A 26130-nucleotide genomic window follows, 5' to 3' on the forward strand; every position below is an offset into this window, starting at 1 on the left:
GCCCCCTGCGCAACGCCTGCGTTCGGCCTCTGGGAAAGGGGCAACAGATCAAAAGCCAAAGCCAAAGCCAAAGCCAAAACAACGGCAACGGTACCGAGTGGCGGTGACAAATGGCAGGGGGAAGACAGTTGCTCCCACATGAAGCAGATCGGCACACATCTTTTGCTCCTTACCACTCAACAGGCCGAGCGTTAGCTCGATTGCAGCTTTTGATCTTGATGCACCGCCCCCTCGAGAGGCCGAGTGGAGGTTCTGCGCAGTGGGCAACCCGGCATGGATGCCGGGTTAGCCGCCCCCGGCCATGGATGGCCGATGGCGGCGGGCCCACGGAGCAGGACTGGAGCGAGGGCATGCCGAGCCTGGGCGAGGCACCGAACGAAAGGGGCAAGAGCGTTTGGTTACTTTGCGCTTTTCAAAGTGACCCGCCGTAAGGGCGGAACCAATAGCCGCCGTTACCGCAGAAACGGATATACACACCACCTCCCGCAAATAAAAATGCCCGGCAGAGGCCGGGCATTCCAGACGAACTCAAGTCGGGCGCTAGTTTGTGTAACCCAGTTTCGCTGCCTTGCTCTCTTGCACCTGCCCACGCGTCGCCAGGCAGTAATACAACGGACAAGTCACCACCAGCCCCACCAGCCACGACAGGTCAGCACCTTCCACCAAATTGGCATACGGCCCGACATACAACGACGTATTGGCAAACGGCAGCTGCACAATAATCCCGATGAAATACGCAACAACCGCATGCAGATTAAACCGCCCGTAAATCCCGCCATCCGCCCGAAAGATTGAGGCAATGTCATAGCTGCCACGCTTGATCAGGTAGAAATCAATCAGGTTGATCGACGCCCAAGGAACCAACACCAGCAACAACGCCAAAATCAACCCGATGAACTGCGAGATGAAGTCCGCCGAAGCGCCTAACGCCACCACGCAGCAACCCGCCAGCACCGCACTCGACAACACCACGCGCACTTTGATGCTCGGCGTCCACTGACTGGCGAAGGTCTGAATCGAGGTGATGATCGACAGCACGGCGCCATACAGATTCAAGGCGTTGTGGCTGATGATGTTGAGCAGAAACAGCACCATCAAAATCGGTCCCAGCCAGCCGGTGGATTGCTTCACCGCAGCCATCGCTTCAGTGCCTTCCGGAGTGGCCAGTACCGCCACCGCGCCGAAGGTGAACGACAAAATAGTGCCCAGGGTCGCGCCCAGATACGTGGCGAAAAACGGACGGGCAATCCCGATATCCGCCGGCAGGTAACGCGAGTAGTCCGACACATAAGGCGAGAAGCTGATCTGCCAGATGATCCCCAACGACACCGTTGCCAGCCAACCCGACAAGTTGAAACCGCCGCGAGTGAAGAAGTCCGCCGGCAGGTCGTGGGCGAAGATGTAAAGGAAACCGGCAAGCAAGGCAGTGCCCATGACCCAGGTGCCGATGCGATTGAGGGTGTGAATGAAGCGGTAACCGATCACCCCGATCGCGGTAGCGCTGAGGGCGCCGATGAGGATGCTCGCCGGCACCGGAACCGAAGGCGCAATGCCGACAATCGACTTGCCAGCCAACACGATGTTGGAGATGAAAAAACCTATGTAGATGATCGCCGCAAAGAACACGATCAGCAGCGCACCATAACGGCCGAACTGCCCGCGGCTCTGTACCATCTGCGGAATCCCCATGCGCGGCCCCTGGGCCGACGCGAGGGCAATCACCAGGCCGCCGACCATATGCCCAAGCGCAATCGCCAGCAGCCCCCAGAACAGGTCGAGGTGGAACACTTGAACCACCATGGCGCCAGTCACGATGGGCAACGGCGCGATGTTGGTACTGAACCATAAAGTGAAAAGGTCGCGGGCCTTCCCGTGGCGTTCCGCGAGTGGGACGTAATCGACCGTGTGATTCTCGATCAGGGGATCTTGCCGGGACATCTGGGACATGTGCATGAACTCTAGTTTGTCTGATCTTATAGTTGTACGAAGCCAAACCGGGGGAGCTCTTTGGCTGCCCCTCAGATGCGAGCCATATTATGGTATTCCAACTTTTAAACAAGACTGATCCGGTCTTTTAGCGCCCATCTGACCCGTAATCCCGATGCATGACCGCTAACGTCCTCTCGTTGAATTCCCCGTAATCATTGGGCTTTACGCCCAATATGTGCGTTTATCGGGCGAAAGAAAAAGCCCTTGCAAACTATGTATTACGGTATACCATCAGACCTACCAACTCATAAGAACCTGTTTCACCGCCAGAGGACCGTCCCATGATCGATGCCGCCATCTACAAACAAGTGATGGGTTCGTTTCCGTCCGGAGTGACTGTGATCACCACGCTGGATGACGACGGCCAAATCGTCGGTCTGACCGCCAGCGCCTTCAGCTCGCTGTCCATGGACCCGGCCCTGGTGCTGTTCTGCCCCAATTACAGCTCCGATTCCTATCCGGTTCTGATCAAGAACAAACGCTTTGCTATTCACGTCCTGTCCGGCGGCCAGCAGAGCGAAGCCTATGCCTTCGCGCGCAAAGGCAAAGACAAGGCGCAAGGCATCGAATGGACCTTGAGCGAACTGGGCAACCCGATTCTGGCTAACGCCACGGCGGTGATCGAATGCGAGCTGTGGCGCGAATACGAAGGGGGCGACCACGCGATCATGGTCGGCGCGGTGAAGAACCTGATCGTGCCCCAGCACAACGCCGGGCCACTGGTGTATTGCCACGGCAAAATGGGCGCCCTGCCCGTGCTCGCCTGATTCGACAATACTCAGAGATAGCTTGGGTACATTGCGAATATCCAGATTCCAATAATTAGCCCGGTCGACTCTCGATCGACCGGCCAACAACAAAAGATCCGAGGTAAGCGTCATGAAGTTTTCCCTGTTCGTGCACATGGAACGTTGGGACGAAAGCGTCAGCCACCGTCAGCTGTTCGAAGACTTGACCGAACTGACCCTGATGGCCGAAGCCGGCGGTTTCAGCACTGTCTGGATCGGCGAACATCACGCCATGGAATACACCATCTCGCCAAGTCCGATGCCGCTGCTGGCCTACCTGGCGGCCAAAACCACCACCATTCACCTCGGCGCCGGCACCATCATCGCGCCGTTCTGGCACCCGTTGCGGGTCGCCGGCGAATGCGCACTGCTGGACGTCATCAGTAACGGCCGCATGGAAGTCGGTCTGGCCCGTGGCGCCTATCAGGTGGAGTTCGACCGCATGGCCGGCGGCATGCCCGCCTCCTCCGGCGGTCAAGCCCTGCGTGAGATGGTTCCGGTGGTGCGCGCCCTTTGGCAAGGCGATTACGCCCACGACGGTGACATCTGGAAATTCCCGACGTCCACCAGCGTGCCGAAGCCGATCCAGAAGCCTAATCCACCGATGTGGATCGCCGCTCGCGACCCGGACTCGCACAACTTCGCGGTGGCCAACGGCTGCAATGTCATGGTCACGCCGCTGATGAAGGGCGACGAAGAAGTCCTCGACCTGAAGAACAAATTCCAAACCGCCCTGGACAACAACCCGGACGTGCCACGCCCACAACTGATGGTGCTGCGCCACACCCACGTTCACGCGGTCGACGATCCCGAGGGCTGGAAAGTCGGGGCCAAGGCGATCTCGAAGTTCTACCGCACGTTCGATGCCTGGTTCGGCAACAAGGAAGTGCCGGTCAATGGTTTCCTGGCGCCAAGCCCGGAAGAGAAATTCACCGCGCGCCCGGAGTTTGAACTGGAGAGCCTGCACAAGACTGCCATGATCGGCACCGCGGAAGAAATCATCCCGCGCATCAAGTATTACCAGGAACTGGGAGTCGATGAGTTCAGCTTCTGGTGCGACAACAGCCTGCCCCATGCCGAGAAGAAAAAATCCCTGGAGCTGTTTATCAAACACGTGGTGCCAGCATTTCGCTGATCCTGCAAAAAAGCCGGGCTGATGCCCGGCGTTTTATGGAGTCACAAACACCTCAATGGTTGTAGGCACTCTCGTTGTGCTCCGCCAGGTCCAGACCCATCTCCTCCACCGACTCATCGGCGCGCAAGCCGATCACGGCGTTGATCACCTTGAGAATGATCCAGCTGATGGCAAAGCAGTAAACCGTCGTCAACAGCACGCCTTTGATTTGCGCCACGACCTGAGCACCCATCGTCACGCCTTCGACAAATCCGCCCATCGACGGTACGCAGAACACCCCGGTCAATACCGCACCGATCATCCCGCCGATGCCGTGCAGGCCAAACACGTCGAGACTGTCGTCATAACCGAAGCGGCGTTTCAGCACAGTGACGCTCAAGTAGCAGAACACTCCGCACAGCAGACCGATGGCCAACGCGCCGCCGACGCCCACATACGCACACGCCGGAGTAATGCCGACCAAACCGGCCAAAGCACCGCTGGCCAGGCCCAACGCACTCGGCTTGCCGACCTTGAACCACTCGGTGAACATCCAGCCGAGAATCCCCGCGCAAGCGCCCAGTTGGGTGTTGAGCATGACAATGCCGGAAGTGCCACTAAGGCCGCCGCCGGAACCGATGTTGAAGCCGAACCAGCCAACCCAGAGCATCGCCGCACCGGCCATGGTCAGGCTCAGGTTGTGGGCCGGCATGGGCGTATTCTGATAGCCCTTGCGCTTGCCGAGAATCAGGCACGCGGCCAACGCGGCAACGCCAGCATTGATATGCACCGCAGTGCCGCCGGCAAAATCGAGGACACCCCAGTTATGCATCAAAGCGCCCGAACCACCCCAGACCATATGCGCCACCGGGGCGTACACCAGGGTGAACCACAAGGCCATGAACCACAGCGCCGCTGAGAACTTCATGCGCTCGGCGAACGCGCCGGCAATCAGCGCCGGGGTAATGATCGCGAAGGTCATCTGGAAGGTCACAAACACACCTTCCGGGATGTCACCGACCAGGCTCTCCGGGGTCATGCCCGCCAGAAAGGCCCGGTTCAGACCGCCGACAAAGCTGTTGAAGGTCACTTGCCCATCAACCATGCCGGTGCTGTCGACCACCATGCTGTAGCCATAGATCACCCACAGCACGCCGACCAGGCCGGCGATGCCGAAGCACTGGGTAAACAGCGAGAGCATGTTTTTCGCCCGCACCAGACCGCCGTAAAACAATGCGAGGCCCGGCAGACACATGAACAACACCAACACCGCTGCGGTCACCATCCAGGCGGTGCTGCCGGTGTTCAAGGTGGGTGCATCGGCCGCCTGGGCGAGCGGCGCGAGCGCGCCGGCCGCCAATAAGACAAGAAGGGATTTGCCGAGAAGACGATTGACCATTTTCAAAGCTCCTGCAAAAGAATGGAAAGTGTCTGGCAGCGAGCAATGGTTATTTCATGGGCCTCTTGGCGGGCCTCTCAATCTGCTCGTTCCCACTCCTGCGTGGGAACGAGCACTCTCTCAGTAACCGGAACCAGAACCAGGAATCCAACTGGTTCCCGCCAGCGGCACCCGAGCCATGGCAGCCGACTCCACCGTCAGCGCCACCAGATCCTCGGGATCGAGGTTGTGCAGGTGCGACTTGCCGCAAGCCCGGGCCATGGTCTGGGCTTCCAGCACCAGCACGCGCAGGTAGTTGGCCAGACGCCGCCCCCCCTCCACCGGGTCCAGACGCTTGGACAGCTCCGGGTCCTGCGTGGTGATCCCGGCCGGGTCGCGGCCGTTCTGCCAGTCATCGTAGAAACCGGCAGCCGAGCCGATTTTCTTCAGTTCCTCGTCCAGGCGTGGATGGTTATCGCCCAAGGCAATCAGCGCCGCCGTCCCGATGGCCACCGCATCCGCACCCAGCGCCATCGCCTTGGCGACGTCGGCACCGTTGCGAATCCCTCCCGAAACGATCAACTGAACCTTGCGATGCATGCCCATCTCTTGCAAAGCTTGTACCGCTTGCGGGATGGCCGACAAAATCGGGATCCCGACGTGTTCGATGAACACTTCCTGAGTCGCTGCAGTGCCGCCTTGCATGCCGTCGAGCACAATCACGTCAGCCCCGGCTTTTACCGCCAACTTGACGTCGTAGTACGGTCGGCTCGCGCCGATCTTCACGTAGATCGGTTTTTCCCAGTCAGTAATTTCCCGCAGTTCGGCAATCTTGATCGCTAGGTCATCCGGGCCGGTCCAGTCCGGGTGACGGCAGGCGCTGCGCTGGTCGACACCGATCGGCAAGGTGCGCATACCGGCCACGCGTTCGGTGACTTTCATGCCCAGCAACATACCGCCACCACCGGGTTTGGCGCCCTGCCCCAGGACGATTTCAATGGCGTCGGCCTTGCGCAGATCGTCCGGGTTCATGCCATAGCGGGACGGCAAATACTGATACACCAAATGCTGCGACTGGCCGCGTTCTTCCGGGGTCATGCCACCGTCACCGGTGGTGGTGCTAGTGCCAGCGATGGTTGCGCCACGGCCCAGGGCTTCCTTGGCATTGGCCGACAAAGCACCGAAGCTCATGCCGGCGATGGTCACCGGAATCTTCAGGTGAATCGGCTTCTTGGCAAAGCGGTTGCCGAGGATTACATCGGTGCCGCACTTCTCCCGATAGCCTTCCAGCGGGTAGCGCGAAATGCTGGCGCCGAGCAGCAGCAAGTCATCGAAATGTGGCAGTTTGCGCTTGGTGCCACCGCCGCGAATATCGTAGATGCCGGTTTCCGCGGCACGCTGGATTTCCTGGATGGTCAGGCGGTCGAAGGTGGCCGACTCGCGCAACACTGGAGGGGTTTTCTCACTCATGTTATGGCTCCTGGATCAGTACGCGGACGCGTTATCGACTTTGAAGTTGTACAACTGACGGGCCGAACCGTAGCGCTTGAAGTCAGCCGCCTTGTGCTCGAAACCGGCACGGTTCAGCAGCCCTTGCAGCTCTTCCAGGTGCTCGGCGCGCATCTCTTTCTCGATGCAATCCGAGCCCAGGGACTCAACGGTCCCTTTCACGTAGATGTGGGTTTCATACAACGAATCGCCCAGCGCATCGCCGGCGTCGCCGCAGACCACCAAGCGACCGGCCTGCCCCATGAAACAGCTCATGTGGCCAATGCTGCCGCCGACCACGATGTCAATGCCTTTCATGGAAATCCCGCAACGCGCCCCGGCATCGCCTTCAATCACCAGCAAGCCGCCATGTGCCGTGGCACCTGCCGCCTGCGAGGCGCTGCCTTTGACCCGGACGTAGCCGGACATCATGTTTTCGGCGCAACCAACACCGACGTTGCCGTGAACGGTGATCGAGGCCTTCTGATTCATCCCCGCACAGTAGTAACCGGCGTGCCCCTGGATATCGATGGACACCGCTTCATTCACCCCGACCGCGAGGTTGTGCATGCCATCGGAGTGTGTCACCAGCCACTCGTGATCGGTCACGTTATTGACCTGATCGTGCAGCGCCTGATTGAGGTCACGCACGGTGGCAGTGGAAAGATCGATAGTTTTCATGTGCGCTCCTTAAGCAGCTGTCTCGCGTTCCCAGATGTACAGAGTGGCCGGTGCCGGCTCCCAGATCCTGGCGTGTTCGATACCCGGCAGGCTCGACAGCGCCTGGTACTCGGAGGCCATGGCAACGTAGTCGTCCGTCTCGGCGAGGATCGCCGGCTTGCAGGCGATCGGGTCGCGGATCACCGCAAAACCGTTGCGGGTGCCGATGGCGAAGGTGAAGAAACCGTCGAGATCCTCCAGTGAGTGATCCAGCGCTTCCTTCAATGAATCGCCCTGCTGCAGGCGCCAAGTCAGGTAGCCGGCGGCCACCTCGGTGTCGTTGTCGGTCTCGAAGTGAATGCCTTCGCGCTTGAGTTCCTGACGCAGGCGGAAGTGGTTCGACAACGAGCCGTTGTGCACCAGGCACAGGTCGGCGCCAGTGGAAAACGGATGGCTGCCTTCCATGGTGACCGCGCTTTCGGTGGCCATTCGGGTGTGGCCAATAATGTGGCTACCCTTCATGCCGGCCAGGCCGAAGCGTTGGGAAATCTCCTGGGGCAAGCCCATGCCCTTGAGGATTTCGATGCTTTGCCCGGCGCTCATGATGCGCACGCTCGGCGCCAGTTCGGCGAGGGCCAGACGTACCGGCAACTCTTCGGCATGGATCTTCAGCACGGCGGCGCTGGCGTTCTGGAACCAGTCCAGCGAACAGCCGAGGCGCCCTTCCAATTCGCCCATCAGGAGTTTCCAGTCGAAGCCTTCGGTGGTCGCCTGCAAGGTCAGCTTGACCCAGCCGTCCGCCACTTCATCGCCGTAAATGGCGAAGCCGGCACTGTCCGGGCCACGATCAGTCATGGCCTGCAACATCGGCTCGAAGAGCTTGCCGAGCTGGGATTCCAGCTGCGGATTTTTCAGGTAAAGACCTACGATTCCACACATATCAAGTCTCCTTCGGAGGCAGTGAACGCCCGGCGCCGTGCCGGGTGCCCGAATGGTTGTCAAAGCACACAGTCAGAAAAATTCGGTGTAGCGCTGGATCTCCCAGTCAGAGACGTGGCGGCTGTATTCCACCCACTCCATACGCTTGAGCTTGATGAACTCGCCAACGATCTGCGGGCCGAGCACCTCGGCGAACAACGGGTCGGCTTCGAGCGCGTCGCAGGATTCCTTGAGCGATTGCGGCAGGGTCTTGATGCCCCGCGCGGCGATCTGCTCGAGGCTCAGGCTGTAGAGGTTTTCATTGCAGACTTGGTCGATTTCCAGCTGCCGATCGATGCCATCCAGGCCGGCGGCGATGATCGCGGCGCTGACCAGATAAGGGTTGCAACCAGCGTCCGGCAGACGGAATTCGAGGCGCCCGTAAGGCACCCTCACCATGGCCGAACGGTTGTTGGCGCCGAAGGCGATAAAGGCTGGCGCCCAGGTCGCACCGGACAACGAATTACCCACCACCAGACGCTTGTAGGAGTTGACCGTCGGCGCGGCAAAGGCACACAGCGCCGGGCCGTGGGCAAGCAGGCCCGCGGCGAAGTGATAGGCCATTTTCGACAGCCCCATGCCGCTCGGGTCGCTGGCGTCATGGAACAGGTTTGTGTTCTCGGCGCTGCTGATCGACAGGTGAAAGTGCATGCCGTTGCCAGCGCGTTTCGGGTCAGGCTTGGGCATGAACGAGCAGATCATGCCCAGATCGTTCGCGATCTCGCCGGCGGCCATGCGGAAGAAGGTGAATCGGTCCGCCGAGGTCATGGCATCGCTGTAGGTGTAGTTGATCTCGAACTGGCCGTTGGCGTCTTCGTGGTCGATTTGATAGACCTCGAAATCCACCGCCTGCAAGGCTTCGGTCAGGCGTTCAAGAAACACCCGGGAGCGCGACAGGCCTTTATAGTCGTAGCAAGGCTTGTCGAGGTTGTCGCTGGGGTCGACCAATTGCAGCTTGCCCTGCTCGTCGCGACGCATCAGGTTGAACTCGGGTTCCAGACCGGTGTTGAGGGTCCAGCCCTTTTCTTCCATACGCTGCACTTGTTGCTGCAGCACATAACGGCTGTCATACGGATGCGGCTTACCGTCGACGTGGCCGACGCACACCACCCGCCCGTAACCCGGCTGCCAGGGCACCGGGGTCAGGGTGGACAAGTCGCCGCGAGCCATAAAGTCCGGACCGTGGGGCTCCATGCCCATGCCACTGATCGCGAACCCGGCAAAACCCGCCCCCTCTTCGGCGACGGTCTTGAGCCCACAGATCGGCACCGACTTGGTCTTGGCCGCACCGTGAATATCCACAAATTGCGCAAGCACGTACTTGATCCCGTGCTTGTCGATGATGCGCTGGGTTTCTGCTGGCAACATTGCTCGTCACTCCTCGCGAAAGGCAAAACATTCTGGATGGGCCTTGACCGTCTTTTTATTCCTAAAAAGAAAGTTATTTTCCCAATAGGAATGCAAAGCCCTTGCCAGATTCGCGAGTGAAACGTCGAAACGCCGTGACAGGCGCTTTTGTGCTGTATATATGGGAATATTCTTTTCCCTGTGGGAATACTGCCCACAGGGTAGGCGCCAAGCGTCGCCATTTGCACTTTCTCAGTGCGAAACTAATATTACTGAACGGAAAGTGTGCAGGATCTGATGACTATGTCGACCGAAACCGCCCCGCGCCTCAAGCTTGAGCAATATCTGGGATTGCAGATCAAGCGCCAGCGCCAGGCTCAGGATCTGAAATTGTCTGACGTGGCCAAGATTGCCGATATCAGTCAGGGCATGTTGAGCAAGATCGAAAACGCCCAGGTGTCCACCAGCCTCGATACTCTGAGCCGTCTGTGCGACGTGCTTGGCCTGCCACTGTCCAAGTTGTTCAGCGAATATGACCAGCAGGACGGCAGCGCGCTGTTGGTCAAGGCCGATCAGGGCATGGAAGTGGTGCGCCGCGGCACCGAGAAAGGCCATACGTACCATTTGCTCAACCACACCCGTGGGCCGAAGAAGAGCTTCGAGGCCTACATGGTCAGCATGGATGATGCGAGTGAGGAGTTTCCGACCTTCTCCCACCCCGGCACCGAATTCCTCCACCTGCTGGAAGGTGAACTGATCTATCGCCACGGCAATCAGCTGTACCGCATGGAGGCGGGTGACAGCTTGACGTTCGAGGGTGAAATTCCTCACGGTCCGGAGCAGTTGGTGCACGTGCCGATCCGCCTGCTGTCGATCATGAATTACGGCAGCGACAAAGAGTAACGCCCCCTCTTCCCCCGCTTTGCCCTGCATTGAGGCCGACCCACGTCGGCCTCACGCATTTTCCTGTCAGTTAAAAAACTTTCTTAAAAGCTCTGGACGTGACACACCCACTTCCCCTATAAAGCCACCAACAGGAATAATTTATTCCCCACAAGAAATTGCGCTCATGGATGAGCCTGCTGTCCGCTGACACTTTTTTCGCTATGCGATGAGCTGCCGCCATCATCCCGAGGACGTGTCATGCAACACGAAAAAAACCATTTCATCATCAAGATCACCTGTCCCGCGGTGTCCGGCATTGTCGCTGCCGTCACCACCTACCTGGCGGACAAAAGTTGCTACATCGGGGAGATGGCGCAATTCGACGACGACTTCAGCGGCCGTTTTTTCATGCGTGCAGTGTTCCGTTTCAACGACGGCCATCAGGGCGACATTCAACAGATCAAGGACGGTTTCGCCGACGTCGCCAAGGCGTTCGAGATGACCTGGGAATTGCATGACACCCGCGAGCCGATGCGCGTGCTGCTGATGGTCAGCAAGTTCGACCACTGCCTGACCGACCTGCTCTACCGCTACCACAAGGGCGAGATAGACATGACCATCACCGCCATCGTCTCCAATCACCTCGACTTGCGGCCCATGGCCGAACGCGAGGGCATTCGCTTCATCTACTTGCCGGTGACGAAGGACACCAAGGCTCGACAGGAAGCCGAGCTGATGAAGATCGTTGACGACACCAACACTGAACTGGTGGTGTTGGCGCGCTACATGCAGATCCTCTCCGATGACCTGTGCAAGCAACTCTCGGGGCGGGCGATCAACATTCACCATTCGTTCTTGCCCGGCTTCAAAGGCGCCAAGCCTTATCACCAAGCCTACCAGCGTGGCGTGAAACTGATCGGCGCCACCGCCCATTACGTCACCAGCGACCTCGACGAGGGACCGATCATCGAACAGGAAGTGCAGCGTGTCGATCACGTCTACCTGCCCGACGACCTGGTCGCCACCGGCCGCGACACCGAAACCGTGGCCCTGTCCAAGGCGGTCAAGTACCACCTGGAGCACCGGGTTTTCCTCAACCAGGACAGAACGGTGATCTTCCGGTGAACATGCACAAGTTGATCGACGGCAAAGCCACCGCTGCCCGCGTGCTGGTACAGGTCCGCAAGGACGTGGAGCGCCTGCGCGAGCAAGATATTCAACCGGCACTGGTGGTGATTCTGGTGGGCAGCGACCCGGCCAGCCAGGTCTACGTGCGAAACAAGATCCTGCGCGCCGAAGAGGTGGGCATCCGCTCGCTGGAACATCGGCTGTCCACGGACACCAGCACTGAACAGTTACTCATTCTGATCGCCCGATTGAATGCCGATCGCTCGATCCACGGCATTCTTCTGCAGCTGCCGCTGCCTTCGCATATCGATGAATTACGCGCACTGGAGGCTATCGCTCCGGACAAGGATGTAGACGGGTTCCACAGCCAGAACGTCGGTGGTCTCAGCCAGGGTCGCACCGTACTCGCGCCCTGCACCCCCAGTGGTTGTTTGTTTTTGCTGGAGCAAACCTGCGGCGATCTGCGCGGCAAGCATGCGGTGGTCATCGGTCGCTCGAACATCGTCGGCAAACCCATGGCCGCCCTGCTGCTCAAGGCTGACTGTTCGGTGACTGTGCTGCATTCGCGCAGCCCGGATCCACAGGCCCTGTGTCGTCAGGCAGACATCGTCATTGCCGCCGTAGGTCGGCCGCGAATGATCGACGCCAGTTGGCTCAAGCCAGGCGCCGTGGTGATTGACGTCGGCATCAACCGCATCGAAGACGATGGCCGCAGCCGTCTGGTAGGCGATGTCGACTTCGACAGCGCCCTGCCCCACGTCGCGGCAATCACCCCGGTACCCGGAGGCGTCGGCCCGATGACCATCGCCTTTCTGATGAAAAACACCGTGACCGCAGCCCTTGCGCAGCACCAGGCTCAACGCAGCCAATCGGAGGCCCTATGCCATTCAATCTATTGAAATACGGGCTGAGTTCGGAGTACCCGGTGGAAGTGGATTTGCCGCCACCGAAGGAACTCAAGTCGAGCTATGACGTGGTGATCATCGGTGCCGGCGGCCACGGTCTGGCCACCGCTTACTACCTGGCCAAGTACCACGGCATCACCAACATCGCGGTGCTGGAAAAGTCTTACCTGGGCGGCGGCAATACCGCGCGCAACACCGCGGTAATTCGCTCCAACTACCTGACCAGCGAAGGTGTGCGCTTTTATGCCGAGTCGGTGCGCATGTTCCAGTCGCTGTCCAACGAATTCGATTTCAACATCATGTACTCCGAGCGCGGCCAACTGACCCTGGCCCACACCGATGCCACGGTGCGTTCGTTCCGGCAGCGCGCCGAGGTCAACAAACACTTTGGCGGCCGTACGGAGATGATCGACCGGCAGCAGATCCGCGAACTGGTACCCAGCCTCAACCTCGATCCCGGCCACTTGCCGGTGATAGCCGGGCTCTGGCATATCGACGGCGCCACTGCCCGCCATGACGCGGTGGCCTGGGGTTACGCCAAACAAGCCGCCAAGCGCGGCGTGGAAATCCATCAGCTCACCGAAGTCCAGGACCTGATCATCGAGAACGGCGCCATCACCGCAGTCAAGACCAACCGAGGCACCATCAAATGCGGCTGTGCGGTGCAGGCGATTGCCGGGCACAGTTCTTTGCTGATGGCCAAGGCCGGGATCCGTTCGCCGATCCAGACCTTCCCGCTGCAAGCGATGGTCACCCAGCCGTTCAAACCGTTTCTCGATCCGCTGGTGAGTTCCTCCGCCCTGCACTGCTACGTGCAACAGACCAGCCGTGGTGAAGTGGTTTTCGGCGGTGGCTCCGATCCCTATCCGCTGTTCAACACCCGCTCGACGCTGGACCTCAAGGAAAGCCTGCTCGCCCATGCGATCGAAATGTTCCCGTTCCTGGCCAACGCCAAGCTGATGCGCCAATGGGCCGGCATCACCGACATGACCCCGGATTACAGCCCGATCATGGGCCTGTCGCCGGTGAAGAATTATTACCTCGACGCCGGCTGGGGCACCTGGGGCTTCAAGGCCACGCCGATCTGCGGCAAGACCATGGCCGAGTTGGTGGCCAGCGGCGGCAAGGTGCCGGAGCTGATCAAGCCCTTCAGCCTTGAGCGCTTCTCAACCTTCCAGCAAGTCAACGAAATGGGCGCCACAGCGGCCAGTCACTGACGGAGAGCGGACTATGAAAATCATGAATTGCCCGCTCAACGGGCCGCGCAATATCAGCGAGTTCACTTATGGCGGTGAATTCAAGCCGATGCCTGATCCCGTCAGTTGCAGCGATGCCGAATGGGCCGATTACGTGTTCAACACCGACAACCTCGCCGGCGTGGTGCGCGAGTGGTGGATGCACACGCCCTCCAGCTATTGGTTTCTCGCGGAGCGGCACACCGTAACCGACGAAATCCTGCGCACCTTCGATCCCAAAGAGCTCTTCAGCACCCGTGTCGAATTCAACGCCGCCACCAAGGAGATCGCAGGATGAATCGCCTACCCGCCCCCATGGGCTTGCTGATCGACCGTGATCAACCGCTCGATTTCAGCTTCGACGGCCAGCGCTACCAAGGCTTGCAGGGCGACAGCATCGCCAGCGCCTTGCTGGCCAACGGGCGTTTCCTGATCTCCCGTTCGTTCAAATACCATCGCCCGCGTGGCCCGCTGACCATGGCCGGCCAGGACGCCAACAGCCTGGTGCAGTTGCCCGAAGAACCCAACGTGCTGGCCGATGCCCACACCTTGTCCGCCGGGTTGCAGGTGACGGCGCAGAACGTCAACGGCTCATTGGACAATGATCGTGACGCCTACCTGGGCAAGTTCTCCAAATTCATGCCGGTGGGTTTCTACTACCGTTCTTTCTACAAGCCCAAGGGCATGTGGAAAGTCTGGGAACCGATCATTCGCAAGAAGGCCGGCCTCGGCGTGCTCGACCTGAAATTTCAGCCCGAGTACTACGACAAGGCCTACTTGTTTACCGACGTCGCGGTAATCGGCGCGGGTCCCGCCGGGCTCCATGCAGCGCTGATGGCAGCCAACGCAGGGGCCAACGTGTTGCTCATCGAGCAACAACCTGTTCTCGGCGGTTCGTTAACCTATGCCCGCTTCGATATCGAAGGCGACAGGGCTGAAACCCTGCGCCGAAAACTGCTCGCGGCGGTAGAGCAACACGCCAATATCCAGATCCTGACCGAGGCCACTTGCAACGCCTGGTTCACCGATAACTACCTGCCGGTGATTCAGGGTAAACGCATGTACAAGGTCCGTGCCCGCCAGTGCCTGGTGTGCAGTGGCTCCTTCGATCAGCCGGTGATCTTTCGCAACAACGACCTGCCGGGTGTGATGCTGACCAGCGCGGCGCAACGGCTGATGAAGCTGTACGCGGTCAAACCCGGTAAACGCGCCGTGGTGCTGACGGGCAACGATGACGGTTACCTCGCCGCGCTGGATCTGCATGACCAGGGAGTGGAGGTCGTCGCTGTGGTGGACCTGCGTCATGGTCCTTCGGACGAATCCCTGCTCCGCGCACTGGCGCAACGCAAGATCTACCGCCAGGGCAACAGCACCGTCTATGAAGCCCTGCACGAGAAAGGCATGCGCCATATCAACGGCGTCGACGTGCGCAAAATCACCGCACAAGGCCAGGTCGCCGAGAGCGGACAACGCCTGGAGTGCGATTTACTGTGTATGTCCGCCGGCTACATGCCGGTCTATCAACTGCTGTGCCAGGCCGGCGGCAAACTGGCCTACGACGATCAGCGTGCCGAGTTCACGCTCAGCGGCCTGCCAAAGAATCTAAATGTCGCCGGCTCGGTCAACGGTCGTCACCAGCTGGATAACGTGATTGCCGATGGCGTGAATGCCGGTACCGAAGCCGCCCTCGCGCTGGGCCTGACAGTCGGCACGCAACGCGCGCCATTGAGCGGCGAGGCTCGGGTCAACTTTAATTGGCCAATCTTCCCGCACCCCAAAGGCAAGGACTTCGTCGACTTCGACGAAGACCTGCAAGTGGCCGACATCGTCAACGCGACCAAAATCGGCTATCGCGACGTGCAACTGGTCAAGCGCTACTCCACCGTCGGCATGGGCCCGTCTCAAGGTCGTCACTCGGCGCTGCCGACCGCGCGGTTGGTGGCCTGGGCCACCCAACGCAACATCAGTGAAACCGGCGTGACCACTGCGCGACCACCGTTTGTGGCTGAAAAACTGGCGCATGTCGCCGGTCGCGCGTTCGACCCGTACCGGCAAACGCCGATGCACGCTCGTCACCTGCAAGCTGGCGCGAAGATGATGCCTACGGGCATCTGGCAACGCCCGGCCTACTACGGCAACGCGAAGGATCGCGAGGCGTGCATGCAGGCCGAAGCCCTGCACGTGCGCAACAAGGTCGGCATCATCGACGTCTCGACCCTCGGCGGCCTGGACGTGCGCGGCCCGGATGCCGCCGAACTGCTCAATCGGATGTACACCTTTGCGTTCCTCAAGCAGCCGATCGGCCGCTCCCGTTATGCGCTGATGACCAATGAGCACGGCGTGGTAATCGACGACGGCGTCTGTGCGCGGTTTGCCGAAAACCATTTCTATGTCACTGCCACCACCAGCGGTGTCGACCGGATCTATCAGCAGATGCTCAAGTGGAATGCACAGTGGCGCCTGGACGTGGACGTCGCCAACGTCACCGCGGCCATTTGCGCGGTCAACGTCGCCGGGCCAGACTCGCGCAAAGTGCTTGAGAAAGTCTGCAGTGATCTCGATCTGAGCGCCGAAGCCTTCCCTTATCTGGGCGTCCGTCAAGGCACCGTCGCCGGCATCAAGGCACGGCTGTTGCGAGTCGGTTTTGTCGGCGAGCTGGGTTATGAAATCCACGTCCCGGCACGTCATGGACTCAAGCTTTGGGATGCGCTGATAGACGCCGGCAAGGCCTATGACATCCGCCCCTTTGGCGTCGAAACGCAGCGCATACTGCGCCTGGAAAAAGGCCACGTGATCATCAGCCAGGACACCGACGGCATGACCCACCCGGCAGAAATCGACATGGGTTGGGCGGTCAGTCGCACCAAGCCGTTCTTCGTCGGCCGCCGCTCGGTAGACATCCTCGAAGCCCAGCCACTGAAACGCAAACTGGTGGGTTTCAGCCTGCCCAAAGGCAGCCTGCAACCGTTGGAAGGCCATCTGGTGCTTAACGGCCCGGACATCAGCGGCAACGTCACCTCCTGCGAGTATTCCGCCTCCCTGGGCAAGATCATCGGCCTGGCCTACGCCGGCATCGACCAGAGCACGCCTGGGCAACGGATTCCGATTCGCGTCGAAGGCGGCATCGTGCTCCAGGCCGAGGTGGTGAAGTTGCCCTTCTTCGATCCCGACAACCAACGCCAGGAGCTTTGAGTCATGACCAGTCTGAGAGAACAACACAGCATCACCCGGCAATCCCTAACGCCGTTGCCGGGGTGCTGCCTGGCGGACCTGACCGATCTGCCACGGGTCGGTTTCCGCGGCGCCCACACTGCCGAGTACCTGCGCAGCCGCGGCTTCGCCCTGCCGGATGCGCCCAACCGTGCGGTGATTCAAGCCGATGGCAGTCAGGTGGCGCGGCTGTCGCAGACCGAGTACCTACTGCTGGGCAGTCCAGATGATCAGGGCCAACGAATGGCGGATGAAGAGGCCCGCTGGGAACTCGATCATCAAGCCAACTATCTGCTGCCTCGTCAGGACAGCCATGCCTGTTTTCAGCTGACGGGGGATCATCTGAGCGAAGTGTTGGCCAAGCTCTGCGGGGTTGATCTGAGCCCGCAGGCGTTCGGCCCGGGAGCGGTGGCCCAGACGTCGGCGGCACGCATCAACGTGATCGTCATCAATTCAGGCACCGTGCAACAGACGAGCTTGCACATCCTTTGTGACCGGGCGTCGCAGGAGTATTTTCGGGGGGCGTTGGAGGATGCAATGCAGGAGTATTCAGGTCTGGCTACGGCTGTGACAACGCGCTGACTCTGCCGCCCTACTGGTCATGCATGCTGAGACGAGATTCCATTCTGAGCATGCATGGGCAGATGCCGACAGTGATGACAATGCCGCTTGTAAATGTCACGAACAAAAAAAACGCACTCATTGAGTGGCGTTTTTTGTGAATCTTGGAGCGGGAAACGAGACTTGCACCTGGCGTTCGACCCATTGAAATTTAGGGGATTTATTTTCCTCCCGAAGCAGGAAAAGACTTAATCCTGGACTTGTTTTTATATGTTTCAAGAGAAACCAAGGAGAAATTTCCATGGCAGTCGACTGGGCTCTGCTCCTAGCTAATTCTGGTGGTGATTGGCTTCAGCGGTACCAGTGCACACGGTGATCTCCTCCTCACCCCGTTCAAAGGCCAGCAATTGACAGATCGATAAGATCCCGCTCGATCTGCATATCACTGATCGCTTCCGCTTCCAACGGAATCAGGATATCTCCCGCCACTGCAGCTGACTGGCGGTCATCGACAAAAATCCGCGCCTTGCCCAGTAACTCGTTATCCACCTCCTGCATGTCCGGACGGAAACCGACGACCAGGTCAACGTGAGTACCCGGCCGCACGTGGGATCCGAGGATCAGCGGAGCAGAAGAGCTGGTAGCCGAGCTGATGATATCGGCCCGGGCTATCGCCTCGTTCAAATCCTGCACGATGGTCACCTCAATGCCCCGGCGCTGCAAGTCAGTGCAGGCTTACAGCAATTTCTCCGGCGAACGATTCCACAGCAGGACCTGGCGAATCGAAGGACGGATGTGCAAGTAGGCGTATGTCAGTGACCGAGCGACCGCCCCTGCGCCGAGCACCAGTAACAACTCACAAGGCTGCGAGCAGCTCCCCTGCAACACGAAATCTAATAGCCTTTAGACCGATCAACCACATTCAAGAGAGGCATTCCTTCGCACTCTCTTTGGAGGTTCTCAACTATCAACGCCACACCACCTTCAATCTGCACATCGCTTGCAATATGAGGGGTCAAGAACACTCGAGGGTGTTTCCAGAGTGGGTTGTCTTGAGAGGGAGGCTCTTGTACCAGGACATCCAGTACAGCACCTCCGAGACGGCCTTCATCTAACGCAGAAAGCAGAGCCGCTTCTATAACGTGAGCGCCACGTCCCACGTTAATCAGTCCAGCGCCATGAGGGAGACAATTAAGCCTTGCTGCATTGAGTATCCCGCCTGTTTCGGGAGTCAGCGGCAACATGTTCACAAGGATGTCGCACTGCCCTAAAAACGCCTCCAGTTCGTCAGGGCCGACGTAACAGTGGCCACCTGGCACCTCCTTCAAAGAACGATTCCAGCCACTGAGCGGGAACCCCAATGGCTGAAGGCGATCAAGCGCGGCGCGTCCGAGATTGCCAACCCCCATGACACCGACACGCCGCTGTGAAGCGTGCACGATTGGTCGAGGTTGCCAGCGACCACTGCGCTGATCCTCTCTGTAAGCGAGGATGTCTCGATGCAAGGCGAGAACACCAAACAGAACATACTCGGCCATGATGTCAGCCATAGAGCTATCTACCAGCCGTATTAGCGACACGTGAGCAGGCAAACGGGTCAGATCAAACTGGTCGACTCCAGCCCCGGCAGCGTAGAGGAGTCGAAGATTACCAAACTGCTCCGCAACGTCGGCAAGAAGCTTCCAAGCCAGGATGTAGTGCACCTCCGCCGGGTTACCGATATCAGGCCATTGGCGGAACTCTAGTTCAGGGGCGAGCGTTGACAGGCAATCTCGCCATTTCTCCGCATCGGCTGGGTCGGCCATGTATAGGATGCACATTGAACACTCCCTATTCGCCTTTCAGATGCGCATAGCTATCTACGAAACGCTTAAATTTGTGTTGACCACAAGTGTACGCTTCGTACTTCGCAGGTAGAGCCTCACTCACGCAGGTTGGCACAGGCTCAACAACCGCATCGAAATCCAAATCAATAAAGAAAGGTATTGAATAGCGCTCTAGACCGCTAGTATTTATGACACGATGCATTGTGGAGGTGTAGCGATCGTTGGTGAGGGTTTGAACTAGATCACCAATGTTGACGATAAAAGTGCCTTCAACTGGTGGGGCAGTAACCCATTCCCCTGCGCGATTCCTGACTTGTAAACCTCCAACTGCGTCTTGGGATAGAACGGTCAAGAAACCATAGTCCGTATGAGCCCCTATACCGATCTCCTCTTGAGAAACCTTTCCGGCCTGGGGTGGGTAGTGCAAAATTCGCTGAATAGTGATGGGTTTGCGTTGAAGACGTTCAAAGTAATCTTGTGGCAACCCCAAACTCAGCGCTATCCCGCCGATGAGTTTTCTCGCGAGCGCCAATACAGCGGAATGATAAGCTTCGGCAATCTTCTCGAATTGCGGCAGTGCAGACGGCATTTGATTAGGCCCAAAGAACGGAGAAATCTCATCATAGTGAGCTCCACAATCAAAACACTCTTTGAAATCTCGGGTATTGGCAGGGTCAACGTTTTCCGCATACATCGGTATATATCCACGTAGCGTGAGCCCGGAATTTACGACATTGAGCTTGTTTTTCTCCTCATAAGGAAGCTCGAAAAATCTTTTGGTAAGCGTGTACATCTCATCTATCAATTGCTGGTCAATACCATGGTTTTTTATATAAAAAAAACCCACCTTTTCGCATGCGTCACCTATTTGGTTTGCAACCTGCAGCGGATTTTCGTCGTTGATGAGCGACGATATATCTATGAATGGAATCTCAGTAAAAGCTGTTTGCTTGCTAGCCAAACGAATATCAAATAACTCTGTCACGCTTGCTCTCCTTTCCAAAATTTCAATAAGTCCGAAGCTTCAGAAAGCACGGGTGCGCCCTCTTTAACCCCCATGAAACACATCTGAACCGTCACCTTTAACACCTACTTTTGAGTTCGGGTCGATGGCGCGGTTTACCGCTGCGAACACTTTCGTAACTCCTTCGGGCACTGATCAATCGATGCGATGGACGACAGGCGCGGACGAGCCAAATCAGTCTTGGTTTTGACGGATGTTAATCCTGGTTTTTTTTGCATGCAAGCAAAATGTACACCAGTGTCAGCCATCGGTGACACAAGTGTACATTTATCCTAATTTTAAGTCACCGAGCCTGATGAAGCCCACTTTGGAGCGCACCACGATGTCCAGCGATCCCTTGCTGCAACCCTACAAAATCAAGAATCTGACCCTCAGAAACCGGATCATGACCACCTCCCATGAACCGGCCTACCCTGTGGACGGCATGCCCAAGGACCTCTATCGCGCCTACCACGTGGAGCGCGCCAAAGCCGGCGTCGCCCTGACCATGACTGCCGGTTCCGCTGCCGTATCCCGAGACAGCCCGCCGGTGTTCAACAATGTGCTGGCCTACAAGGACGAAGTAGTCGGATGGTTGAAGGACCTGACCGATGAATGCCACGAACATGGCGCGGCAGTGATGATCCAGTTGACTCACCTGGGCCGTCGCACCCGCTGGGACAAGGCCGACTGGCTACCGGTGGTGTCGCCGTCACACCGGCGCGAGGCTTCACACCGCTCCTTCCCTAAGAAAATGGAAGAATGGGACATCGAGCGGATCATCAAGGACTATGTAGACGCCGCGGAGCGCATGAAGGCGGCAGGTCTCGATGGCCTGGAGCTGCAGGCTTACGGACACTTGATGGACCAATTCTGGTCGCCGTTGACCAATGACCTCGATGGCCCTTACGGCGGCTCGCTGGATAACCGCATGCGCTTTACCTTCGACATCTTGCGTGGCATCCGCCAGCGGGTAGGCGAAGATTTTCTGCTCGGGGTTCGCTACACCGGTGACGAAAAATTGCCCGGTGGCTTCACTGCCAGCGAGGGGATGCAGGTTTCTCACATGCTCAAGGACAGCGGCCTGGTCGACTTCCTGAACGTCGTGCGCGGTCACATCGATACAGATGCAGGGCTGACCGATGTCATCCCGATTCAGGGTATGCGCAACTCGCCCCATCTCGACTTCGCTGGCGAGATCCGTTCGTCAACAGGCTTCCCGACCTTCCATGCTGCAAAGATTCCCGACGTGGCCACGGCGCGCTACGCGATCGCCTCGGGGAAAGTGGACATGGTGGGCATGACCCGCGCGCACATGACCGATCCGCACATCGTGCGCAAAATCATCGAGAAGCGCGAAGAAGACATTCGCCCGTGCGTAGGCGCCAACTATTGTCTGGATCGCATCTACCAGGGCGGCGCGGCCTACTGCATCCACAACGCAGCGACGGGGCGGGAAACCACCATGCCTCATGACATTCCCCAAGCCGCCGTCAAGCGCAAGGTGCTGGTGGTCGGTACCGGCCCTGCCGGGCTGGAAGCGGCACGGGTCGCCGGTGAGCGCGGCCATGATGTGACGGTGCTTGAAGCGGCTGACCAACCAGGCGGGCAAATTCGCCTGACTGCGCTGAGCGAGCGTCGTCGCGAGATGATCAGCATCATTGATTGGCGCATGGCGCAATGCGAACGGCTGGGGGTGAAATTTCACTTCAACACCTGGGCCGAAGCCGACACTGTGCAAGCCTTCGAGCCTGACGTGGTCATCGTTGCGACCGGCGGCCTCCCTGATACCGAGGTCCTCCGCGAAGGCAATGAACTCGTGGTTTCAACCTGGGACATCATTTCCGGTGACATCAAGCCCGGTCGCAACGTACTGATCTTCGACGATGCGGGGGATCATGCTGCCCTGCAGGCTGCAGAGGTCATCGCGCAAAGCGGTGCGACCGTGGAGATCGTCACCCCTGACCGCTCGTTTGCACCTGAAGTCATGGCCATGAACCTGGTGCCCTACATGCGTAGCCTGCAGGACCTGGACGTCACCTTCACCGTCACCTATCGGGTCGATACAGTGGAAAAACGTGATGGCGGGCTCGTTGCAACCTTTGGCAGCGATTACGGACAGGTGCACAAGCAGCGCGTGGTCGATCAGGTGGTCGTCAACCACGGCACCCTTCCCCTGGACGACTTGTACTTCGACCTGCGTCCTCTCTCCACCAATGGCGGCGCGGTAGAGCAACATAACCTGATCGCCGGCACGGCACAGAACATCGTCACCAATCCCGAAGGACGCTTCCAGCTGTTCCGGATCGGCGACGCCGTGTCTGCTCGCAACACCCACGCGGCCATCTACGACGCTTTGCGCCTGGTGAAAGAAATCTGAATCCAAGCCTCCTTCCGTGGTGGCAGGGGATTACTGCTACCGTTTGACACTTTCCACAGTGAAGGCCCTTCAACGGGCCTTCACTGCATATCCCCTGCCCCGGCTACATTCCTCGCCGCGCCACTTCAGCGCCTGCCTCCAGCGCCCGCCCCACAATGGACTCGATGTTCTGATCGGCCATCGACTGCAGCGCTGCCGCCGTCACGCCACGGTAAGCCATCAACGACTCAATCATTTGCTGCGGATCGCGGCTGGCAAGCATCTGGCCGCCTCCCACCACCACGCCTTGTGCAGCACGCTGCGCGATGGCAAGGGGAATCCCTGCAGCCACTGCCTGATTAGTCAGTGCCATTTGCAACATTGCCGGGAAGGCCGGGCCAGTCCCGGACAGCGCGCTGAGGTAATCAATACAGTCTTCATCAGGCACTTCGTCCGCCGAACCTACGCACTCGAACAGTCGCTGCACCCACTGGCGGTCACGTTCAACAAGGTTTCCGACACAGTGCCAGGGCGTGAACGACTGCCTGATTTCCACGGCCGCATTCGGCATGGCTCGCACTATGACATCCGCACCCGTTGCTGCGCTGATGGTTGCCGCAGGAACTCCGGCCATCAGAGAAATCATCAGCTTGCCGCGGGCGTTGATCTGCAGTTCACGAAACTGCTCCGGACGGATAGACAGCACGACAATATCGCTGAGATCCACCAATTGCTGGTTATCGGCCAGCAGTCTCACGCCAGGCTCGAAGGTACTAACGCCGGAGCGGTTCGAGATCAACAACCGGTCAGGCTCGACGAACCCGCTAGCGAGCAGCGCCTCGGCGATTGCACGCCCCAGCCAGCCAGTACCTCCGATGATGCCCAGGGTTCTACTCTCCATCGGCCGGGGACTCCTCGAACGTTTCTACCAAGGGAACGAAAACGCCGTGCTCTTTTTCCGCATAGCCGAACTTTCCATAAAAGCGGTCCAGCTCGCGCCGCTTCGGTACCTTGCCGGTAAACACGCTCACGTACTGAGGAATCCGTCGAAATCGTATGACGATGTCTTCACTGGTTTTCATGGAGATGTAGCCGATCTGCGTCAGGTAGATTGTCCTGGCCCGAACGTCGGCCCCCTCGCCGTCGTAGCCAAACCGTCGGAACATAGCGGCCAGGGCATTCATCCGCGCCTCATCGGCCAGAGCGATTTCAGCAGTGACCTCGTCCGATTGCAGCGCCCAACTGCGCACGGCAAATTCGAATTGCGAGTCGAACAGCTCAGGATTCACCCAGCACTCGAAGACGTTGAGAATCGCTTCGGAAATACTCTCTGCATAACTCTCACATTGGCTGACCATACCGCCGGTATTCTTGTCCCGCCATCGAGCCAGGAGTGCCACGAGCAACTGCTCCCGATCTTCATAGAACCAGTAGAAACTGGTGCGAGACAAATTCAAGCGTTTGGCCAGCGGCATCACCCGCACAGCGTCCACACCCGACTCTTTAAGAGCATCGTAGGCCGCGTCCAGCCAACCATCGACAGAGCCTCGCCAGCCTGCGTCCTGCGCTTTGGTTTTCGCCCTTCCTGTCTGCGACATCGGGGTTGCACCTTTCTTTGAAAATTCTTCGCCACTGTACACCCCGGAATCTTTGGCGTACACGGCATGTACATAGGCGTACATTTTCGAGACGCTTGATCGTCAAATCAAGTGAGCACGCGATCAATGAAGCCGAATCAATTGACTGGTCGAAAAAGTACGGACTCCAAACAAAAAAACGCGGCGCACAAAGTACTTCTTGCGCCGCGCGGCTGGAGGTCCACTCAGCGATATACCGCTACGGGTTCACCGATGACGTCCCGATCAATCGTGAGGCCCAATCCTGGGGGCTGCGGGCGCGGATAGCGCCATCCACCACGGCCCATAGGAGACGTAGGTATAGGACGGATGGCTCAGGGCAAGCCCGGTGAAAAACGCGAGAATTTGTTTGTCCGTATCAGACGCGGGCATGGCTGCCGACTGGGCATTCATGAATGCTTTCACTGCCGGTCACAAAGGATTGGTCAGGCGTTCTTTACTTCACCAGCCGCGTTTCTCTCGAAGGCCGATAACCAAAATACGAGCTGTAGCATTTGCTGAAATGGCTCGGGGAAACAAAGCCGCATGCGACCAGCACATCAACCTGAGACAGCTCTGTGTGCTGAAGCAATCGCCGTGCTTCGGTAATGCGTAATTCCAGGTAATACCGTTGCGGTGTGGTACCCAGCTGTTCCTTGAACAAGCGCTCTATTTGTCGACGGGAACGTCCGGCATAGACCGCCAGTTGGTCCATCTGCAGCGGCTCTTCAAGGTTGGCGTCCATCAGCTTGACCACTTCCTTTAGGGGGGCGCTCAACGAGATGTTCTGCGTCGGTTTGATCCGCCGATATCGCGACTCTTCGAAAGAAAGAATGTCTTCGATGCCCTCGACAAGCGCCTTGCCGTGCAACCCCTTGATCCACTCCAGGGCCATATGAAAAGCACCCGCCGGACTCGAAGCCGTGAGCCGGTCGCGATCCATGACAAATGCTTCACTGGTGACATGCGTGACTTTTGAAATTTCTGCGAGCGCGGGTCGGTGCTCGGGGTGAATCGCACAACGATACCCTTCAAGCAAACCTGACACGCCCAAAAACCAAGCCCCGTTCCACAGCCCGGCCAGTGTGATACCCAGTTCCGATGCTGTTTTGAGGATGCTGATCAGCTCGTGATTGACTTTGAGTTCCGTACGGTAGCCACCGCATATGACCAACAGATTCAGGTCTTTGAGTGCTGCGATGTGCAAACGCCCATCCGGTCGAATCACCAGGCCAAGGTCGCTGGTGACCTCTCCGTCCTGCAACCCGAAGGTTCGTGAAGAGAACAACGAGGGACGCAACAGGTTGGCAGTGACAATCGTATCGAGCGCTTGCGTAAATGCAGGCAACGAGAAGTTTTCGAGAAGTAAAAATCCTGCTCGAGCATGAGCCGTCGGCTCACTCCGAGTCTCTTCCAGATAGCGCAGGTTTTTACCCTTCATACACCCGCTGAAATCTCGTCGTTCGATCACTTTACGCCTCGCTTTTTTACACTGACGAACGCAGCCTTTGTGCAAATCACAGTTGAATCCGCGCTTCCGAAGAATCAACCGATTACTATGTTTTTTTCTTTAGCGTGTGCCTGCAAACTCATCAAGCCCACAAACGCGAGCGCGCAGAATGCCTTCCAAATATTCTTCAAGGATTGTTCCGTTCTTATT

22 protein-coding genes are annotated in these 26130 nt (G+C 58.5%); 10 read left to right on the forward strand and 12 right to left on the reverse strand.

Translation table 11 applies throughout. The annotated features are described in order from the left end of the window. Positions 1-540: 540 nt before the first annotated feature. Positions 541-1947, reverse strand: coding sequence for a purine-cytosine permease family protein (locus tag ACA070_RS16600; protein ID WP_489078881.1), 1407 nt, complete (start codon positions 1945-1947; stop codon positions 541-543). A 323-nt stretch (positions 1948-2270) separates the two neighbouring features. Here ACA070_RS16600 and ACA070_RS16605 point away from each other — a divergent pair, with 323 nt between their 5' ends. Next, the gene (locus ACA070_RS16605) at positions 2271-2756 is read left to right on the forward strand and encodes a flavin reductase family protein (RefSeq protein ID WP_128872071.1); all 486 of its coding nucleotides are present in this window, start codon (positions 2271-2273) and stop codon (positions 2754-2756) included. A gap of 112 nt (positions 2757-2868) precedes the next feature. Then, positions 2869-3912: an LLM class flavin-dependent oxidoreductase gene (locus tag ACA070_RS16610; RefSeq protein ID WP_497447518.1), complete on the forward strand. Its 1044-nt coding sequence runs from the start codon at positions 2869-2871 to the stop codon at positions 3910-3912. 52 nt (positions 3913-3964) lie between these two features. Here ACA070_RS16610 and ACA070_RS16615 read toward each other — a convergent pair whose 3' ends face one another. The 5 genes from ACA070_RS16615 to glnT form a co-directional block, all read right to left on the reverse strand. Further along, on the reverse strand, positions 3965-5290 hold the full coding sequence (locus tag ACA070_RS16615) for an ammonium transporter (RefSeq protein WP_497447519.1): 1326 nt from the start codon (positions 5288-5290) through the stop codon (positions 3965-3967). Between the two features lie 120 nt (positions 5291-5410). Beyond that, positions 5411-6739 (reverse strand): FMN-binding glutamate synthase family protein, encoded by a 1329-nt coding sequence (locus ACA070_RS16620; protein WP_497447520.1) that lies wholly within the window; start codon positions 6737-6739, stop codon positions 5411-5413. Between the two features lie 15 nt (positions 6740-6754). After that, positions 6755-7438 (reverse strand): protein glxC, encoded by a 684-nt coding sequence (locus ACA070_RS16625; RefSeq protein WP_497447521.1) that lies wholly within the window; start codon positions 7436-7438, stop codon positions 6755-6757. Between the two features lie 9 nt (positions 7439-7447). Then, entirely contained in the window at positions 7448-8356 is a 909-nt protein-coding gene (locus tag ACA070_RS16630; protein WP_497447522.1) for a class II glutamine amidotransferase, read from the reverse strand. 72 nt (positions 8357-8428) lie between these two features. Next, positions 8429-9763 carry a type III glutamate--ammonia ligase gene (gene glnT / locus ACA070_RS16635; RefSeq protein WP_497447523.1) on the reverse strand — a complete coding sequence of 445 codons (1335 nt, stop codon included), beginning with the start codon at positions 9761-9763 and terminating at the stop codon, positions 8429-8431. Positions 9764-10045: 282 nt separating this feature from the next. Between glnT and ACA070_RS16640 the strand changes: the two genes are divergently transcribed. The 7 genes from ACA070_RS16640 to ACA070_RS16670 all read left to right on the forward strand — a co-directional run bounded on the left by ACA070_RS16640 (position 10046) and on the right by ACA070_RS16670 (position 17687). Further along, a complete protein-coding gene (locus ACA070_RS16640) occupies positions 10046-10645 on the forward strand; it encodes a helix-turn-helix domain-containing protein (protein WP_046052997.1) in 600 nt (199 codons plus the stop codon). 240 nt (positions 10646-10885) lie between these two features. Next, on the forward strand, positions 10886-11752 hold the full coding sequence (gene purU / locus ACA070_RS16645; RefSeq protein WP_497447524.1) for a formyltetrahydrofolate deformylase: 867 nt from the start codon (positions 10886-10888) through the stop codon (positions 11750-11752). Next, a complete protein-coding gene (folD, locus tag ACA070_RS16650) occupies positions 11749-12654 on the forward strand; it encodes a bifunctional methylenetetrahydrofolate dehydrogenase/methenyltetrahydrofolate cyclohydrolase FolD (RefSeq protein ID WP_497447525.1) in 906 nt (301 codons plus the stop codon). Before purU ends, folD begins: the two co-directional genes overlap by 4 nt. Next, on the forward strand, positions 12636-13877 hold the full coding sequence (locus ACA070_RS16655) for an FAD-dependent oxidoreductase (protein ID WP_415764325.1): 1242 nt from the start codon (positions 12636-12638) through the stop codon (positions 13875-13877). The genes folD and ACA070_RS16655 overlap by 19 nt, the downstream gene beginning before the upstream one ends. 13 nt (positions 13878-13890) lie before the next feature. Further along, the gene (locus tag ACA070_RS16660; protein ID WP_497447526.1) at positions 13891-14193 is read left to right on the forward strand and encodes a sarcosine oxidase subunit delta; all 303 of its coding nucleotides are present in this window, start codon (positions 13891-13893) and stop codon (positions 14191-14193) included. Continuing rightward, positions 14190-17087, forward strand: coding sequence for a 2Fe-2S iron-sulfur cluster-binding protein (locus tag ACA070_RS16665; RefSeq protein ID WP_497447527.1), 2898 nt, complete (start codon positions 14190-14192; stop codon positions 17085-17087). Before ACA070_RS16660 ends, ACA070_RS16665 begins: the two co-directional genes overlap by 4 nt. A gap of 3 nt (positions 17088-17090) precedes the next feature. Next, positions 17091-17687 carry a sarcosine oxidase subunit gamma gene (locus ACA070_RS16670; protein ID WP_497447528.1) on the forward strand — a complete coding sequence of 199 codons (597 nt, stop codon included), beginning with the start codon at positions 17091-17093 and terminating at the stop codon, positions 17685-17687. A gap of 372 nt (positions 17688-18059) precedes the next feature. Here ACA070_RS16670 and ACA070_RS16675 read toward each other — a convergent pair whose 3' ends face one another. The 3 genes from ACA070_RS16675 to ACA070_RS16685 form a co-directional block, all read right to left on the reverse strand. Next, positions 18060-18368 carry a hypothetical protein gene (locus ACA070_RS16675; RefSeq protein WP_497447529.1) on the reverse strand — a complete coding sequence of 103 codons (309 nt, stop codon included), beginning with the start codon at positions 18366-18368 and terminating at the stop codon, positions 18060-18062. A gap of 191 nt (positions 18369-18559) precedes the next feature. Further along, positions 18560-19486, reverse strand: a complete 927-nt coding sequence (locus ACA070_RS16680; protein WP_497447530.1) for a 2-hydroxyacid dehydrogenase — start codon at positions 19484-19486, stop codon at positions 18560-18562. Between the two features lie 10 nt (positions 19487-19496). Further along, a complete protein-coding gene (locus tag ACA070_RS16685; RefSeq protein WP_497447531.1) occupies positions 19497-20477 on the reverse strand; it encodes an isopenicillin N synthase family dioxygenase in 981 nt (326 codons plus the stop codon). A gap of 361 nt (positions 20478-20838) precedes the next feature. Between ACA070_RS16685 and ACA070_RS16690 the strand changes: the two genes are divergently transcribed. Further along, complete coding sequence (locus ACA070_RS16690) at positions 20839-22875, forward strand: oxidoreductase (RefSeq protein WP_497451962.1); 2037 nt, start codon at positions 20839-20841, stop codon at positions 22873-22875. Positions 22876-22978: 103 nt separating this feature from the next. Here the strand turns inward: ACA070_RS16690 and ACA070_RS16695 are convergent, their stop codons facing one another. The 3 genes from ACA070_RS16695 to ACA070_RS16705 all read right to left on the reverse strand — a co-directional run bounded on the left by ACA070_RS16695 (position 22979) and on the right by ACA070_RS16705 (position 25941). Then, the gene (locus ACA070_RS16695; RefSeq protein ID WP_497447532.1) at positions 22979-23755 is read right to left on the reverse strand and encodes a pyrroline-5-carboxylate reductase family protein; all 777 of its coding nucleotides are present in this window, start codon (positions 23753-23755) and stop codon (positions 22979-22981) included. Beyond that, positions 23745-24452, reverse strand: coding sequence for a TetR/AcrR family transcriptional regulator (locus ACA070_RS16700; RefSeq protein ID WP_497451963.1), 708 nt, complete (start codon positions 24450-24452; stop codon positions 23745-23747). The genes ACA070_RS16695 and ACA070_RS16700 overlap by 11 nt, the downstream gene beginning before the upstream one ends. Before the next feature lie 475 nt (positions 24453-24927). Beyond that, entirely contained in the window at positions 24928-25941 is a 1014-nt protein-coding gene (locus ACA070_RS16705) for a GlxA family transcriptional regulator (RefSeq protein WP_497447533.1), read from the reverse strand. Positions 25942-26130: the final 189 nt, after the last annotated feature.

Source organism: Pseudomonas sp. LBUM1678 (genome assembly GCF_059695575.1).

Bases quoted from the DNA above. Each gene is read 5' to 3' on its own strand.
- ACA070_RS16680 (WP_497447530.1), bottom strand. From the start codon at position 19,486: ATGTGCATCCTATACATGGCCGACCCAGCCGATGCGGAGAAATGGCGA.
- ACA070_RS16695 (WP_497447532.1), bottom strand. From the start codon at position 23,755: ATGGAGAGTAGAACCCTGGGCATCATCGGAGGTACTGGCTGGCTGGGG.
- ACA070_RS16625 (WP_497447521.1), bottom strand. From the start codon at position 7,438: ATGAAAACTATCGATCTTTCCACTGCCACCGTGCGTGACCTCAATCAG.
- ACA070_RS16670 (WP_497447528.1), top strand. From the start codon at position 17,091: ATGACCAGTCTGAGAGAACAACACAGCATCACCCGGCAATCCCTAACG.
- ACA070_RS16655 (WP_415764325.1), top strand. From the start codon at position 12,636: ATGCCATTCAATCTATTGAAATACGGGCTGAGTTCGGAGTACCCGGTG.
- glnT (WP_497447523.1), bottom strand. From the start codon at position 9,763: ATGTTGCCAGCAGAAACCCAGCGCATCATCGACAAGCACGGGATCAAG.
- ACA070_RS16600 (WP_489078881.1), bottom strand. From the start codon at position 1,947: ATGTCCCAGATGTCCCGGCAAGATCCCCTGATCGAGAATCACACGGTC.
- ACA070_RS16620 (WP_497447520.1), bottom strand. From the start codon at position 6,739: ATGAGTGAGAAAACCCCTCCAGTGTTGCGCGAGTCGGCCACCTTCGAC.
- purU (WP_497447524.1), top strand. From the start codon at position 10,886: ATGCAACACGAAAAAAACCATTTCATCATCAAGATCACCTGTCCCGCG.
- ACA070_RS16630 (WP_497447522.1), bottom strand. From the start codon at position 8,356: ATGTGTGGAATCGTAGGTCTTTACCTGAAAAATCCGCAGCTGGAATCC.
- ACA070_RS16610 (WP_497447518.1), top strand. From the start codon at position 2,869: ATGAAGTTTTCCCTGTTCGTGCACATGGAACGTTGGGACGAAAGCGTC.
- ACA070_RS16615 (WP_497447519.1), bottom strand. From the start codon at position 5,290: ATGGTCAATCGTCTTCTCGGCAAATCCCTTCTTGTCTTATTGGCGGCC.
- ACA070_RS16700 (WP_497451963.1), bottom strand. From the start codon at position 24,452: ATGTCGCAGACAGGAAGGGCGAAAACCAAAGCGCAGGACGCAGGCTGG.
- ACA070_RS16605 (WP_128872071.1), top strand. From the start codon at position 2,271: ATGATCGATGCCGCCATCTACAAACAAGTGATGGGTTCGTTTCCGTCC.
- ACA070_RS16640 (WP_046052997.1), top strand. From the start codon at position 10,046: ATGTCGACCGAAACCGCCCCGCGCCTCAAGCTTGAGCAATATCTGGGA.
- ACA070_RS16665 (WP_497447527.1), top strand. From the start codon at position 14,190: ATGAATCGCCTACCCGCCCCCATGGGCTTGCTGATCGACCGTGATCAA.
- ACA070_RS16660 (WP_497447526.1), top strand. From the start codon at position 13,891: ATGAAAATCATGAATTGCCCGCTCAACGGGCCGCGCAATATCAGCGAG.
- ACA070_RS16690 (WP_497451962.1), top strand. From the start codon at position 20,839: ATGTCCAGCGATCCCTTGCTGCAACCCTACAAAATCAAGAATCTGACC.